This window comes from Cryobacterium sp. AP23, from assembly GCF_054075385.1.
The window spans coordinates 106731-119659 of record NZ_CM133415.1; the positions used below are offsets into that span (position 1 = coordinate 106731).

Sequence of the window (12929 nt, forward strand, 5' to 3'; positions counted from 1 at the left end):
GGGAGTGGTGGTGAACTCGATCTTCGCGGATGCGGCTCAGTGGATGACGGCCAGCAGCACGCCCACGGCCACGAAGAGCACGCCGAAGACCCGGTTCAGCATCCGCTGGCCCCTGGCGTCGCGGGTGAAGCGCTGGAACGACCGCGCGGCGACGGCGAAGAAGAACCACATCACCAGAATGTCGATCACCACGACGGTGGCGGCCACGATCAGATACTGCACCGGCAACGGCCGGTCGAGGCGGATGAACTGGGGCAGGAACGCGAGGAAGAACACGATGGCCTTGGGGTTGAGCATGTTCACCCAGAGGCCCCGCCGGAACATCGACCAGCGCGGCTCGTCACTGAGCGCCCGCACCCGCTCGGCATCGACCTGCGGTGTGGCCAGAAACTGCCGGATGCCCAGATAGACGAGGTAGGCGGCGCCGGCGTACCGGATGACGTTGAATGCGACGGGCGAACTGGCCACCAGCAGACCCACACCGAGCGCCACGATCACGATGTGGATGAGCAACGCGGCCTGCTGGCCGAGGATGCCCCAGATCGACCGGCGAAAGCCCGCATTGAGGGCGTTGCTCATGGTGTTGATGGCCCCTGCGCCCGGTGTGAAGCTGATCAGGGTGCCCGCGCCAACCAGGGCCACCCACAGGGAAAACTGCATCCGATCATCCTAGTTTCACGGCGAGTGCGACAGTTCGCTGTGAGTCGGCTCTGACGCCCGCCGATCCCTTCCGAACGCCCGCCCCGGACTATATCGTTGAGTATCGTTAGCGATTCCTAGAGGAGATCATCATGGGCAATTCATTCCCCACCGGCGGGTTCGGCAGCGGCGGTCCCGCCGACGGCATGTGGCAGGCGATGGAGCAGCTGCGGTCGAAGTTCGAGAAGCGCGTGGGCACCCGCATGGGGCGCGGTGACGTGCGCGCGGCGGTGCTCGCTCTGCTCGCCGAGCAGCCGATGCACGGCTACCAGATCATCCACGAGATCGAGGAGCGCAGCGGCGGCAGCTGGAAGCCCAGCGCCGGGTCGGTCTACCCCACTTTGCAGCTGCTGGCCGACGAGGGCCTCATCAGCGCCGAGGAGTCCAACGGCCGGAAGACCTATTCCCTGACCGAGGCGGGCCGCGACGAGGTCGCCGGGTCCACCGGATCGGCGCCGTGGGCGCCCGACGGCGACGGCGAGGACGCCAAGTTCACGGCGCTGCCGAAGGCCGGCATCGCGCTCGCCCAGGCCGCCGCGCAGGTGGGCCGCACCGGTTCGCCGGAGCAGGTCCAGCAGGCAGTGGCCGCGATTGACGAGGCTCGTCGACGGATCTACACGATCCTCGCCCAGGACTGACGGGTGCCATCGGTTCGCCGGGATTCACCGAGCGTGAATCCCGGCGCGGGGGACACCCGCGCGCGCTATCGCCGCATCCTGCGCTTCGCCGGCTGGAATCTGGCCGTCACCTGGTTCTACGAACTGCTGCTCCCGCGCATCGGACTGGCACGGGTGGCGGAACGCACCAGGGCGAAGCGGATGACGCGGTTCGCGCAGCGCTTCCATGTGCTCGCCGTGGACCTCGGCGGGCTGATGATCAAGGTCGGCCAGTTCTTGTCGTCCCGGCTGGACGTGCTGCCGCCGGAGATCACCTCCGAACTCGAGGGGTTGCAAGACGAAGTGCCGCCGGTTCCGTTCACGGCGATCCGTGCGCTCGCGGAGGCCGAGTTGGGGATGCCCTTCGCCCGGGCGTTCACGTCGGTGGAGGAGACGCCGGTGGCCGCCGCATCCCTCGGCCAGGCCCATCGCGCCCGGCTCGCCCCGCTCGACGCGGCCGACACCGGCCTGGACTCCGTCGTGATCAAGGTGCAACGGCCTGGGATCGACACGATCGTGGACGTGGACCTGGCGGCCCTCCGCCGGGTGGGCGGCTGGCTCAGCCACGTGCGGCTGGTCTCCGACCGGGTGGATGCGCCCGCGCTGGTGGAGGAGTTCGCGCTGACCTGCCTGGAGGAGATCGACTATCTCCACGAGGCCGCCAGCTCGGTGCGGTTCGCCGAGGAGTTCGACGGCGACGACCGGGTCAGCGTGCCCGCCGTGGTCTGGGAGCGCACCACCAGGCGCGTGCTCACCCTCGAAGACGTGACGGCGATCAAGATCACCGACACGGATGCGCTGGCCGCGGCCGGCATCGATCCGGCCGAGGTGGCCCCCGTCTTCGCCGCGGTCATGTTCGACCAGCTGTTCAGCAACGGGTTCTTCCACGCCGACCCGCACCCGGGCAACATCTTCGTCACCCCGGTCGCGGACGACCCGAGCAATCGTGGCTGGAAACTGACGTTCATCGACTTCGGCATGATGGGCGAGGTCACTACCAGCACCCGGGCGGGCCTGCGCAAGATGCTCATCGCGGCCGCGTCGCGGGACGGCAAGGGTCTGGTGGACGCCGCGCGGGATCTCGGGGTGCTGCTGCCCTCCTCCGACACGACGGAGCTGGAGCAGGCGTTCACGCAGCTGTTCGCCCGGTTCGGCGGCATGGGCTTCGCCGAGCTGCGTGAGGTGGATCCGCGGGAGTTCCGCGACTTCGCGGTGCAGTTCGGCGACGTGGTGCGGTCGCTGCCGTTCCAGCTGCCGGAGAACTTCCTGCTCATCATCCGGGCGATGTCGCTGACCTCCGGGGTGTGCAGTTCCCTCAACCCGGCGTTCAACCTCTGGGACTCCGTGGAGCCCTACGCCTCGCAGCTGCTGCGCGACGAGCGCGGCAACCTGGTGCAGGATCTCGGCAAGCAGGCACTGGAGAGCGCCGGCATCGCCTGGGGGCTGCCGAAACGGCTGGACGGGCTCGTCACCCGATTCGAGGACGGCACCGTTGCCGTGGCGAGCCCGGGCCTTGAACGACGGGTCGCCCGGCTGGAGCGCACCGTCGGACGGGCCGTGTCGGCGGTGCTGTTCGGCGGCCTGCTGATCGCCGGCGCGGTGCTTCGGGCAGACGATGCCGTACTCGGCACGGTGCTCATGATCGGCTCGGTCATCCCGCTGCTGCACGCGTTGTTCGCCGGGCGCGGCGCTCGCTGAGACGAGCGCCGACCCCGAACCGTGACACCGGACACCACCGGGGCGCCACGACTCCGCCCCGGTGGTAGCGTCCAGATAACGGCAGGTGCCACGGGTGCAGAGCGGCTGCATTCGCGCCACGCCCGCAGCGCATGGAATCGAGTCCATCGTGACCACCACCCCCATCACGCCGACGCGCCAGAACAGCGACATGCACGGACCCTCCGGCCGCGGCTCACGGCGGCGCATCCGCCTGATCATCATCGGATCGCTCGCGTTCGGGCTCGTCTCCGCGCTGCTCCTGGTGGCGGCTCCGTTCATCCGCCCCGGGGAAGGTGAAGTCTCTGGGGCCGTGCTCCTCGGTTTCGCGCTCGGCTGGGCGATGCTGGCGGTGCTCTCCGTGCGATTCACCGATCAGCCCCAGCGGTGGGCCGTGGTTCCCGCGGCGGTCCTGGGATTGGGTGGTCTTCTCCTGGTGGTGTTCGGCTCCGCGGTCGACGGGGTGCTCGACTGGGTCTGGCCACCCGTTGTTCTGGTGTTGGCCGTCTGGATGGCGGTTCAGGTTCACCGGCGACTACGCAGCCGGAGCGGACGCTGGCTGCTCTACCCGGTCATCGCGGTGCTGGCCGTGGCGTCGATCGGCGGTGGCTACGAAACCGTTGCCGAGGCTGTGGATGCCAGCGCGCATCCGATGCCGGGCCAGCTCGTCGATGTCGGCGGGCACCGCCTGCACCTGAACTGCACCGGGTCCGGAAGCCCGACGGTCGTGCTGGAACCCGGCGGCGGTGAAATGTCCGCCGTGCTCGGCTGGATCGCGCCGGCCGTGGCCCGGGATGCCCGCGTCTGCGTCTACGACCGGGCGGGGCGCGGCTGGAGCGAGCCCGCCGATGCTCCCCAGGACGCGACGCAGATTGCCACCGACCTGCACACCCTGCTGGAGCGCGCAGACGTTGCCGGGCCGTACGTCCTGGCCGGGCATTCCTTCGGCGGGCTCTATGTGCAGACCTTCGCCTCCCTCTATCCGGACGACGTGGCCGGCCTGGTGCTGATCGACTCCACGGCTCCCACCGCGGCGAGCACACCCGCCAGGGAACCTGACGGAGGAGGCTCGGACTACATGGTGGATCGGGTATCAGCGCTGGTGTCGGCATCCGCCCGCATCGGCGCGGGTCGCCTCTACGCCCAGCTCGACTACGGCACCCTCCCGGCGGACGCACGGGCCCAGGCGCGTGCGAGCGTCGCGAAGGGTGGCCAACTGGGCAGCACGGTCGAGGAGTACCTCGTGGCGAACGCCTCGATGGAGCAGGCCGCCGCGCTGGTGAGCTTCGACGCCAAGCCGCTGGTCGTCCTCACGGCAGGCAGCGGCAATGCTCCCGGCTGGGAGGCGAAGCAGGAGGCGATGGCCGCCCTGTCGACGAACAGCGCACACCGGGTGGTCGACGGAGCCACCCACTCCTCCCTGGTGTCGGACGAAGAGAATGCCGCGGTGACCAGCCAGGCCATTCTCGACGTCGTCAGCTCGGTGCGGAGCGGAGCACCACTGGGCGAGTGAGGAAAGCGGGATGTGCGGCCTGTGTCAGGCGCAGCTCACGCCGGTGCGCTGCCGCGAAACGCACGGATGATTTGCGCGAGCGCGAAACCGACTGCGGACACCACGGGCGCGGCCACCACCATCAGCGCAATCCGGTTGGGACGGAACCGGAGCCCGTCGGGACCGCCGACATACGCCCCGATCGGCACCGCATAGCCGCCGCCACCGCCGCCGCTGCCCTCACCCACACCCACACCCATGCCGGCCGGGCCGAGGCCGCCGTCGGGCAGTTCGCTGGAGCCCTCGCCGCCGCCGAAGCCGAAGCCGACGAGCGCCACGGGGACGAGTTCATGCCCGTCCACGGTGACTCTCTCGCCATAGGCCAGTTTGGCGCCCCATGAGGGCACGGATTCCGCCAGATTCTCGATGATCTTCGCCATGCAGCGACCGTACGCGCGTTCGGCGCGGTCGGATAGATGCAGGGTGCACGGACGTCACCGGGGCTGTTGGCGGCTCACCATCTCGTTGATCCAGGCCGGAGCGAACGGTGAGGTGCAGCCCGGGGGAGTCGGGTAGTCCTTGAGTACCTCCAGCCGCTCACCGATTGCCAGGGCGCGGGCGCGCTGGTCGGCGTGCTCAATGCCGATCTGGGCCAGGCAGTGGTTCATCGCCCACTGCAACCGCTCCGGGGCATCCTTCATCTGCGACTCGATCTGGTCGAGCAGCCCCGGAAGGTCAAGACCGTCGGGAGCCTTGGCCACGCGTTCGGTGGTCAGCGCCCAGCCGGCGCTCGCAACCACCGGGTCCGGGTCGGCGAACCAGGCCACGCGCAGCTGCTCGGCATGAGCGCTCTTCTTCACCACGTAGTTCACGAGCCAGTCCTGCACCTTGGGCGTGCCGGCGCCGCGCAACATGGCATCCAGTTCGTTCCGCTCGAACTCCTTCGGCCGGCAGATCAGGAGGGCCAGGAGCCGCGCCGCGGTGTCACCGGTGTGCCAGAGGTCGCGTGCCAGGTCCTGTTGGGTCTTCAGCCGCTTGGCGACCGCGCGCAACTGGGTGAGGTTCACGCCGTGGTCGTCGCCGTGGTTGGCGTTCACGGCGCGGATCTTCGGGTTCTCCAGCGCGGCCAGCTCGGCCATCACCTCGGCCGCCGTCGTGCCGGTCAGCGTTGTCTGGGCCATCGCACCGTCCTGTTCCTCGTGTGTGCGTCCAGCCTATGACGCCGATCCCCGGGAGTCCCGGCCGGGATGCTCCGGGTCGATCAGGCCCGCATACTCCGGATTCCCGCTGATGAAGGCGGCGACCACCCGGCAATACACCGTGACGCGCTGGCCACGGTCACGAATGTCATCCAACGCGTCGGCGATCAGCGCGGTAGCGATGCCCCGGCCGCGGAATTCGGGTGCGACGGTCGTCGTCAGGATCACCACCCGGCCATCCGCTTCGTCGAATCGAACGTCGGCCAGTTCGCGGTCACCCATTGTGGCGACGTACGCACGCGCGTCCCGGCGCACATCGATCTCGGCGTCAGCGTCCGCCGACGGCTCGTCGATGTCGCGCACCGCGTCGGCCAGCACCTCGTCCACGAGGGCGGCGGTGCCCTCGTCGAGGAAGCCGGTCCCGTCCGGATACCCGGCCCGGTCGGGGTACTCGAACCCTTGGAACTTGGGGTCTGTGCTCATTAGAATCCTCCTACTGATCGGGACAGGAGTCGGGACGGGCGCCCGGATCTCCCCGTGGCAAGTGCACCTTCCTGAGCGAGCCTGACACGGGCACGGACCGGCTGCTACGCCGAGAACAACCCAAGGAGAACGACATGGCGATGACGGATGTGGACCCGACGGTTGCGCCGAGCGGTGACGGGTGCGTCGAATGCCTGGACGACGGCAGCTGGTGGTTCCATCTGCGGCGGTGCGCGGCGTGCGGTCACATCGGCTGCTGCGACAGCTCGCCGAACCAGCATGCCCGTGGCCATTCCGCCCACACCGGGCACCGGGTCGTGCGCACCTTCGAGCCGGACGAGGACTGGTTCTGGGACTATGCCGCGGAGGGGTACCTCGACGGTCCGGAGTTGGCCGAACCGACGCACCATCCGATCGAGCAGGCCGTGCCGGGGCCCCGCGGTGCTGTGCCGGCCGATTGGCAGTTGCGGCTGCACCGCTGAGCGGCTCCCTGAGTATCGACAGGCACTCGGCGGCGGTCGGGACCAGCCGCGGTCTGCTTGGCGCAACCCCGAGGGCCGCCTGAAACCCGGTGCTACCGCTCTTACCTCACGACTCGGCCGAGGCTGTCGTTAACGACGAAAATACACGCGGTGTTTTCGGTGCAACACTGGCCGCCCAGAGTTGCGCCGAGCGGGTCAGTCAGCTGCTGGCCGGTCGGGGAGCGTCGCCGACGCGAACGTCTGGTGCCCGAGCACGGCCAGGAGCGCCAGCTTCTCGGCGGCCTCGCTCCGTGGCGCCGCGGTGAGGATGAGCAATGCCTGGCCCTGGTCCTCGGTGTACAGCGTCTGGCAGTCCAGTTCGATCGCACCCAGTTCCGGATGGAGCAGGGTCTTGTGGTCCTCGAAGCGGGTGGCCACATCCTGCAGCTCCCAGATCTCGGCGAACTCGGTGCTCACCCGGCTCAACTCCCGCACCAGCGCGGCCGCGCGGGAATGTTGACCCGCCGCACCGAAGGCCGCGCGGAGGCCGGCCACCTGCGCTCGGCTGTGCCGCTGCCGGTCGGCCGGCGGGTAGATCTCCCGATCGGTGGGGTCGGTGAACCAGCGGTAGACGCTGCTGCGAGCCAGCCCGGTGTAGCGGGAATGGTCGCCCAGCAGCGCCGCCCCCAGCCAGTTCTGCGCCAGCGTCTCACCGAGGCTGGAGAGGATCAGCGCCGGGGTCTCCTCCAACCGGTCGAAGACCCGCATCAGGGCGGGGGCAACGTGGGTGTCGAGCGGGGTGCGGGCGGGCACATTCTGCCCGGCGAGGCGGTAGAGGTAGTCGCGCTCGTCGTTGCTCAACCGCAGCGCCCGCGCAAGTGCCGCCAGCATCTGTTCGGATGGTTGCGGGCTGCGCGCCTGCTCCATCCGCACGTAGTAGTCCGCTGACATCCCGGCCAGCGCCGCGACTTCTTCTCGGCGTAATCCGGGCACCAGTCGTCGGGGCCCGGCGGGCAGCCCCACATCTTCCGGGCGCAGCCCGTCCCGGCGGGAGCGGAGAAAGTCGGCGAGGGCTGGTTGATCCATGGTTCCATCATCCGCCACTGACGGGCCGCTCTCCAGGGACTGGCAGTCCTACGACAACGGCTCCTCTCCCGACTTCGGCCGGTGCCCCGCAGACTCGAGACATGAACATCACCGGAAACACCATCTTCGTCCCCGGCGCCACGGCGGGCATCGGCCTCGCTCTCGCCCTGCGCCTGCAGGCCGCCGGCAACACCGTCATCATCGGCGGACGCCGCACCGATGTGCTCCAGCGCCTCGCCGCCGAGCACGGCCTGTCCACCGTCACCATCGACACCACCGACCCCGCCGCCGTCCTGGCCGCCCGCGACCAGGTGCTGGCCCAGCACGCCGACCTGAACGTGCTCATCGCCATGGCCGGGGTCATGGACGCCGAGGATGTGCGCGACGCCGGCTTCCTGACGGTGGCCGAGCGCATCATCGAGACCAACATCAACGGCCCGCTGCGCCTGATCTCGGCGTTTATCGAGCACCTGCAGACCCGCCCGAACGCGACCCTGATGACCGTGTCCTCCGGTCTGGCCCACACCCCGCTGGCGTACACCCCGACGTACAACGGCACGAAGGCGTTCATCCACCAGTACAGCGAGACGATCCGCATGCAGCTCGCCGCGACCACGGTGCAGGTCATCGAACTCGTGCCGCCGGCTGTGCAGACCGAACTCATGGCCGGCAACTCGGTGAACGAGCACTTCATGCCCCTCGACGCGTTCGCTGACGAGGTCATGATGCTCCTGGAGACGCAGCCCGACGCCCAGGAGATCCTGGTGGAGACCGTGAAATTCCTGCGGTTCGCGGAGGTCGAGGGACGGTATCCGGCCACCGTCGCGGCGCTCAACCCGGCGGCATAGCCGGCGGAAGTGCGCTCGGCCGGGCCGCGGAGCCACCTGCTGCGGGATCGACGTGGCAGCGCATCCCGCGCTATGCGCACCCTGTGCTGTGCGCACCACTCGCGGGGTTTCCGCTCACTGCACCTCCTATCGGCGAGCGCGCCCGCTATAGCGGGCGCGGTCGCCCACTGGGGGCGCAGCGAACTCGAACCTGACGGCAGTTTCGATTGCGAAGGCGGCCCGCGGCTCGAGCACTGAGGCCACGCTTGACATGCCCGCCGGCCGCCGGGGTGGGCGCACCTAGACTGTGCGCATGGCGGGTGGCGGGCGAGACGACCGGGGTGTCGCAGACAAGATCTTCGCCATCGCCGACGCCTTCGAGACCGGCGGTGCGCTGACCCTGAGCGAGGTCGCCGCCCGCGCCCGGCTGCCGCTGTCCACCGCTCACCGCCTGCTCGCCCAGTGGGTGGAATGGGGCGGCCTGGTGCGCGGGGACGACGGCCGCTACCGGGTGGGCCTGAAGCTCTGGCACCTCGGCGTGCGTCAGCCGATGGCACGGCGGATGCGCAACGCCGCGTTGCCCTACCTCGAAGACCTGCTCGAGTCGACCCGGGAGCACGTGCACCTGGCGGTGCGGGACGGCCTCTGGGCCACGTACCTGGAACGGCTCTCGGCACCGGACGCCGTGCCGGTGATCTCCGATGTTGGATCCCGGCTGCCCCTGCACGCCACCGGCGTGGGCCTGGTGCTCCTGGCGTATGCGCCGCCCGACGTCTTCGAGGCGGTCCTGGCGGAGAAGCCCCGGAAGTTCCTGCCCAACACCATGACCACCGAACGTGAACTGCGGGCCCGGCTGGCGTCGGCGCGAGCCACCGGCATCGCCCAGAGCGTGGAGGAGCTCACCCGTGGGGCGTTTTCCGTTGCCGCACCGGTGCGGGATGTGACCGGTGCGGTGGTGGGTGCCGTGTCGATCATCGCCCACGTCGAGCGGCTGGCCGAACCCCAATTCGCGCTCGGCGTGCGGATGGCCGCCCGCGGCACATCCGCCGCGCTCGGCTGGCGCTCCTGACCCACGCCCCCACTCCTCGCTCGGAAAACCCCTGATCTCGGCCCGTCTCGATAAGCTGTAAATCAACATACGGGGGAACGCATGGAGATCAAGGCATTGTCGGGGGAGCGCCGTCGAGCTCCACGGGTCCTGCTCACGGCCGATGAACTGCACGTTGTCCAGGAACGGGTTCCCACGCTTCGGCTACCCGCGCGGTTCCTGCAGCAGTGGACAGCTGACCTCACCGCCGACCAGCGGGCCGGGCGAACCCACGCCGTGATCACCTCGCTGATCGGGAAATACGGCGTCAGAGCGGATGTCCCCAGAAGATGACACACAGGCGTCGTTCGATGACCGCAGTGGTCCTGGCGGTGACCATGGCAGCGCTGCTGACCTCGTGTTTTCCCGTCGTGGCCGGCCCGTCCTCGGCTCCCTCTGAATCGGCAGCTGGTCCAGAACTGAGCCGCGAGGCCGCCGAGGAGCTCCTCAATGCAGTGCCTGGACTCAGGTACGCCTCGGTTTCGGCGCAGATATCCGGCCTCAGTACAGAGGCTGTCATCGAGGTGACCGCCGGCGATGAGGCATCTATCCTGGCCGAAGGCGTGCTGGACTACGTCTTGCGTGTCGGTTGGGCCACCGAGTTGGACAAGGAACCATCCCAGATCAGCCTGTCGGTGGTGAACAACGGAGCACTGTTGGATCTGCAGGATGAGGCGAACGCCATCGCCGGAGTCGACCAAACTGCATCCCCGCGTTTGCACAGTGTGCACCTGAACCCGGTGGACTACCTCGGCTCCTGGCCGGGCGCCGTGCCCACCCCGCCGGCAGGCTGAGCTTCGGCGTGACGACCCGACGGCTTGGTTCGATGACGGCTGTGGTCGCAGCGGTGAGCATGGCAATGCTGCTCACCTCGTGTTTTCCTGGCATGGCTCGACCGGCGCCCACACCTCCGAAGCGGCGGCGACAACGGTGCCCGACGAACCCACGTCGATCAGCCTCACAGTGCGGAACAACGGCACCACACTGGACCTGTAGGTCCAGGCGAACGAACTCGCCGGAGTCGACTGGCTGGAGAACACACAACCGACCGGTGGTGCGCTGACCGGTTGAATCCGCCGGCATTTCGTCCCAGAAACTCACCAGGTCCTTACAAACGGATGGCGCACCGGCGGCTGTCTAAGCTGGGGGCATGGCCACAGTCATCCTCGTGCGGCACGGCCGCACCACCGCCAACGCCACCGGAATCCTCGCGGGCCGGACCCTCGGCGTCCGGCTCGACGAGATCGGGCAGGAGCAGGCGGCCCTCGCGGGCACCCGGCTGGCCGCGGTGCCGCTGGTCGGCGTCGTCTCCAGCCCGCTGGAGCGCTGCCGGCAGACGGCGCAGCTGATCCTCGACCGGCAGGGCGGCTCCCCGGTGACGCCGGTGGAGGACGACCTCACCGAGTGCGACTACGGCGACTGGCAGGGCCGCACGTTGAGCGAGCTCACCAGCGAGGCGCTCTGGCCGGTCGTGCAGACCCAACCGACCGCGGTGACCTTCCCCAACGGGGAGTCGATGGCCACCATGCAGGCCAGATCGGTGGCGGCGATCCGCCGGCACGACGCCGCCTTCGAGGCGGAGCACGGACCCGGGGCGGTGTGGGTGGCGGTGAGCCACGGCGACATCATCAAGTCGATCCTCGCCGACGCCCTCGGCATGCACCTGGACCTGTTCCAGCGCATCAACGTCGGCCCCGCATCCGTCTCGATCGTGCGATACGGCAGCAACCGGCCGACCGTGCACGCCACCAACACCGACGCCGGCGACCTGTCGTGGCTCGCCGGAACCGCCCCGGCGGCCGATGCCGCGGTCGGCGGCGGAGCGGGTCATCATCCTTCTGGCGCCCGGCACGCCTAAAATACCTGCATGCCTACAATCGTCCATGAGTTCGCCTGGCCGGATCGCGTCGTCGTCGGCACCGTCGGTCTCCCCGGATCCCGCACCTTCTACCTGCAGGTGCGCACCGGCGCCCAGATCGTCAGCATCGCCCTGGAGAAGCAGCAATCGGCCCTACTCGCCGAGAAGATCGACGAGATCCTCGACCAGCTGATCAACTACGAGGGCAACCCGTTCAGCATCCCCACCACCACGCCGATCGAACTGGTCGACAACGACCCGCTCGAACCCGTGCAGGAGGAGTTCCGCACCGGCTCGATGAGCCTGGGCTGGGACCCGACCACGGTGCAGGTGGTGCTCGAGGCCTTCCCGATTGTGGAGGACGACGACGAGGACGACGAGCTGCTCGACGTGGCCGTCATCGAGCCGGCCGAGATGCTGCTGGTGCGGATGCCGGTGGGCACCGCCCGGGCGTTCGCGAAGCGCACCCGCGAGGTCGTGGGCGCCGGCCGGCCCATCTGCCCGCTCTGCGGTCACCCCATCGACGCGGACGGGCACACCTGCATCCTGCCCGAGGACTGACCCGTGCCCGATGCCGACCTCCTCGACGGTGACCTCGAACTGACCGGGCGGATCACCACGGCGTCGAACGCCACCTTCCTCGGCAGCATCGACGGCGTCACGGTGGTCTACAAGCCCATCGCCGGGGAGAGCCCGCTGTGGGACTTCCCCGACGGCAACCTGGCCAACCGTGAGGTCGCGGCCTACCTGGTCTCGCAGAGCTTCGGCTGGAACGTGGTGCCGCGCACCTGGCTGCGCGACGGCCCGATGGGCCCGGGAATGACGCAGCTCTGGCAGGACGCCGACCCGGAGCAGGACGCCGTCGACCTGGTGCCGGCCGAGGACATGCCGGAGCAGGGCTGGCGGCACGTGCTCGACGGCCAGGACGAGCGCAACCGGGTGGTGTCGCTCATCCACGAGGACAGCGTGGCGCTCCGCCGGATGGCGGTGTTCGACGTCATCGTGAACAACGCCGACCGCAAGGGCGACCACATCCTGGCCATGCCCGACGGCCACCGGCACGGCGTCGACCACGGGCTCACCTTCCACGCCGAGCACAAGCTGCGCACCGTGCTCTGGGGCTGGCTGGGCGACGACCTCAGTGCGGACGAGCTGGCCGGCATCGACCGGGTCAGCGCCGACCTCGCCGGTGACCTCGGCAACACGCTCACCGGGCTCCTCACTCCGGCCGAGATCGCGGCGCTGACCGCACGGTGCGACCGGCTGCGGGCCACCGGCCAGTTTCCCGCCCCCGAGGGCGAGATGCCCGCGGTGCCCTGGCCGTTGTTCTGACCCTGCCGTCGCACGATTCGCCCCGCCGGCCCC

17 protein-coding genes are annotated in these 12929 nt (G+C 69.3%); 12 read left to right on the plus strand and 5 right to left on the minus strand.

The window, feature by feature from the left end; translation table 11 throughout:
• Nucleotides 1-36 precede the first annotated feature (36 nt).
• On the minus strand, nucleotides 37-660 hold the full coding sequence (locus tag ACU5E9_RS00510; protein ID WP_456811698.1) for a LysE family transporter: 624 nt from the start codon (nucleotides 658-660) through the stop codon (nucleotides 37-39).
• Between the two features lie 131 nt (nucleotides 661-791).
• Between ACU5E9_RS00510 and ACU5E9_RS00515 the strand changes: the two genes are divergently transcribed.
• From ACU5E9_RS00515 to ACU5E9_RS00525, 3 genes are all read left to right on the plus strand, one after another.
• A complete protein-coding gene (locus ACU5E9_RS00515; protein WP_456811699.1) occupies nucleotides 792-1337 on the plus strand; it encodes a PadR family transcriptional regulator in 546 nt (181 codons plus the stop codon).
• A 3-nt stretch (nucleotides 1338-1340) separates the two neighbouring features.
• Nucleotides 1341-3053, plus strand: a complete 1713-nt coding sequence (locus tag ACU5E9_RS00520; RefSeq protein WP_456811700.1) for an ABC1 kinase family protein — start codon at nucleotides 1341-1343, stop codon at nucleotides 3051-3053.
• A 148-nt stretch (nucleotides 3054-3201) separates the two neighbouring features.
• Entirely contained in the window at nucleotides 3202-4584 is a 1383-nt protein-coding gene (locus tag ACU5E9_RS00525; protein ID WP_456811701.1) for an alpha/beta fold hydrolase, read from the plus strand.
• Nucleotides 4585-4619: 35 nt separating this feature from the next.
• Here the strand turns inward: ACU5E9_RS00525 and ACU5E9_RS00530 are convergent, their stop codons facing one another.
• Genes ACU5E9_RS00530 through ACU5E9_RS00540 form a run of 3 tightly spaced genes read right to left on the minus strand, consistent with a single transcriptional unit; the run spans nucleotide 4620 to nucleotide 6245 of the window.
• Nucleotides 4620-5003: a hypothetical protein gene (locus tag ACU5E9_RS00530; protein WP_456811702.1), complete on the minus strand. Its 384-nt coding sequence runs from the start codon at nucleotides 5001-5003 to the stop codon at nucleotides 4620-4622.
• A gap of 54 nt (nucleotides 5004-5057) precedes the next feature.
• Nucleotides 5058-5744, minus strand: coding sequence for a DNA alkylation repair protein (locus ACU5E9_RS00535; RefSeq protein WP_456811703.1), 687 nt, complete (start codon nucleotides 5742-5744; stop codon nucleotides 5058-5060).
• Nucleotides 5745-5777: 33 nt separating this feature from the next.
• Nucleotides 5778-6245 (minus strand): GNAT family N-acetyltransferase, encoded by a 468-nt coding sequence (locus tag ACU5E9_RS00540; RefSeq protein ID WP_456811704.1) that lies wholly within the window; start codon nucleotides 6243-6245, stop codon nucleotides 5778-5780.
• 134 nt (nucleotides 6246-6379) lie between these two features.
• Here ACU5E9_RS00540 and ACU5E9_RS00545 point away from each other — a divergent pair, with 134 nt between their 5' ends.
• Nucleotides 6380-6727, plus strand: coding sequence for a UBP-type zinc finger domain-containing protein (locus ACU5E9_RS00545; protein WP_456811705.1), 348 nt, complete (start codon nucleotides 6380-6382; stop codon nucleotides 6725-6727).
• A gap of 195 nt (nucleotides 6728-6922) precedes the next feature.
• Here ACU5E9_RS00545 and ACU5E9_RS00550 read toward each other — a convergent pair whose 3' ends face one another.
• A complete protein-coding gene (locus ACU5E9_RS00550) occupies nucleotides 6923-7792 on the minus strand; it encodes an MmyB family transcriptional regulator (protein WP_456811706.1) in 870 nt (289 codons plus the stop codon).
• A 101-nt stretch (nucleotides 7793-7893) separates the two neighbouring features.
• Between ACU5E9_RS00550 and ACU5E9_RS00555 the strand changes: the two genes are divergently transcribed.
• The 8 genes from ACU5E9_RS00555 (at nucleotide 7894) to ACU5E9_RS00590 (ending at nucleotide 12896) form a co-directional block, all read left to right on the plus strand.
• The gene (locus ACU5E9_RS00555) at nucleotides 7894-8640 is read left to right on the plus strand and encodes an SDR family oxidoreductase (RefSeq protein WP_456811707.1); all 747 of its coding nucleotides are present in this window, start codon (nucleotides 7894-7896) and stop codon (nucleotides 8638-8640) included.
• A 292-nt stretch (nucleotides 8641-8932) separates the two neighbouring features.
• The gene (locus ACU5E9_RS00560) at nucleotides 8933-9688 is read left to right on the plus strand and encodes an IclR family transcriptional regulator (RefSeq protein ID WP_456811708.1); all 756 of its coding nucleotides are present in this window, start codon (nucleotides 8933-8935) and stop codon (nucleotides 9686-9688) included.
• A gap of 81 nt (nucleotides 9689-9769) precedes the next feature.
• The gene (locus ACU5E9_RS00565; RefSeq protein ID WP_456811709.1) at nucleotides 9770-10000 is read left to right on the plus strand and encodes a hypothetical protein; all 231 of its coding nucleotides are present in this window, start codon (nucleotides 9770-9772) and stop codon (nucleotides 9998-10000) included.
• 17 nt (nucleotides 10001-10017) lie between these two features.
• Nucleotides 10018-10500: a hypothetical protein gene (locus ACU5E9_RS00570; RefSeq protein WP_456811710.1), complete on the plus strand. Its 483-nt coding sequence runs from the start codon at nucleotides 10018-10020 to the stop codon at nucleotides 10498-10500.
• Nucleotides 10501-10579: 79 nt separating this feature from the next.
• Complete coding sequence (locus tag ACU5E9_RS00575; RefSeq protein ID WP_456811711.1) at nucleotides 10580-10702, plus strand: hypothetical protein; 123 nt, start codon at nucleotides 10580-10582, stop codon at nucleotides 10700-10702.
• A 154-nt stretch (nucleotides 10703-10856) separates the two neighbouring features.
• Nucleotides 10857-11564: a histidine phosphatase family protein gene (locus ACU5E9_RS00580; RefSeq protein ID WP_456811712.1), complete on the plus strand. Its 708-nt coding sequence runs from the start codon at nucleotides 10857-10859 to the stop codon at nucleotides 11562-11564.
• Between the two features lie 9 nt (nucleotides 11565-11573).
• Nucleotides 11574-12125, plus strand: coding sequence for a DUF3090 domain-containing protein (locus ACU5E9_RS00585; RefSeq protein ID WP_456811713.1), 552 nt, complete (start codon nucleotides 11574-11576; stop codon nucleotides 12123-12125).
• Nucleotides 12126-12128: 3 nt separating this feature from the next.
• A complete protein-coding gene (locus tag ACU5E9_RS00590) occupies nucleotides 12129-12896 on the plus strand; it encodes an SCO1664 family protein (protein WP_456811714.1) in 768 nt (255 codons plus the stop codon).
• Nucleotides 12897-12929: the final 33 nt, after the last annotated feature.

Bases quoted from the DNA above. Each gene is read 5' to 3' on its own strand.
- ACU5E9_RS00510 (WP_456811698.1), bottom strand. From the start codon at position 660: ATGCAGTTTTCCCTGTGGGTGGCCCTGGTTGGCGCGGGCACCCTGATC.
- ACU5E9_RS00515 (WP_456811699.1), top strand. From the start codon at position 792: ATGGGCAATTCATTCCCCACCGGCGGGTTCGGCAGCGGCGGTCCCGCC.
- ACU5E9_RS00530 (WP_456811702.1), bottom strand. From the start codon at position 5,003: ATGGCGAAGATCATCGAGAATCTGGCGGAATCCGTGCCCTCATGGGGC.
- ACU5E9_RS00535 (WP_456811703.1), bottom strand. From the start codon at position 5,744: ATGGCCCAGACAACGCTGACCGGCACGACGGCGGCCGAGGTGATGGCC.
- ACU5E9_RS00540 (WP_456811704.1), bottom strand. From the start codon at position 6,245: ATGAGCACAGACCCCAAGTTCCAAGGGTTCGAGTACCCCGACCGGGCC.
- ACU5E9_RS00545 (WP_456811705.1), top strand. From the start codon at position 6,380: ATGGCGATGACGGATGTGGACCCGACGGTTGCGCCGAGCGGTGACGGG.
- ACU5E9_RS00550 (WP_456811706.1), bottom strand. From the start codon at position 7,792: ATGGATCAACCAGCCCTCGCCGACTTTCTCCGCTCCCGCCGGGACGGG.
- ACU5E9_RS00555 (WP_456811707.1), top strand. From the start codon at position 7,894: ATGAACATCACCGGAAACACCATCTTCGTCCCCGGCGCCACGGCGGGC.
- ACU5E9_RS00560 (WP_456811708.1), top strand. From the start codon at position 8,933: ATGGCGGGTGGCGGGCGAGACGACCGGGGTGTCGCAGACAAGATCTTC.
- ACU5E9_RS00565 (WP_456811709.1), top strand. From the start codon at position 9,770: ATGGAGATCAAGGCATTGTCGGGGGAGCGCCGTCGAGCTCCACGGGTC.
- ACU5E9_RS00570 (WP_456811710.1), top strand. From the start codon at position 10,018: ATGACCGCAGTGGTCCTGGCGGTGACCATGGCAGCGCTGCTGACCTCG.
- ACU5E9_RS00580 (WP_456811712.1), top strand. From the start codon at position 10,857: ATGGCCACAGTCATCCTCGTGCGGCACGGCCGCACCACCGCCAACGCC.
- ACU5E9_RS00585 (WP_456811713.1), top strand. From the start codon at position 11,574: ATGCCTACAATCGTCCATGAGTTCGCCTGGCCGGATCGCGTCGTCGTC.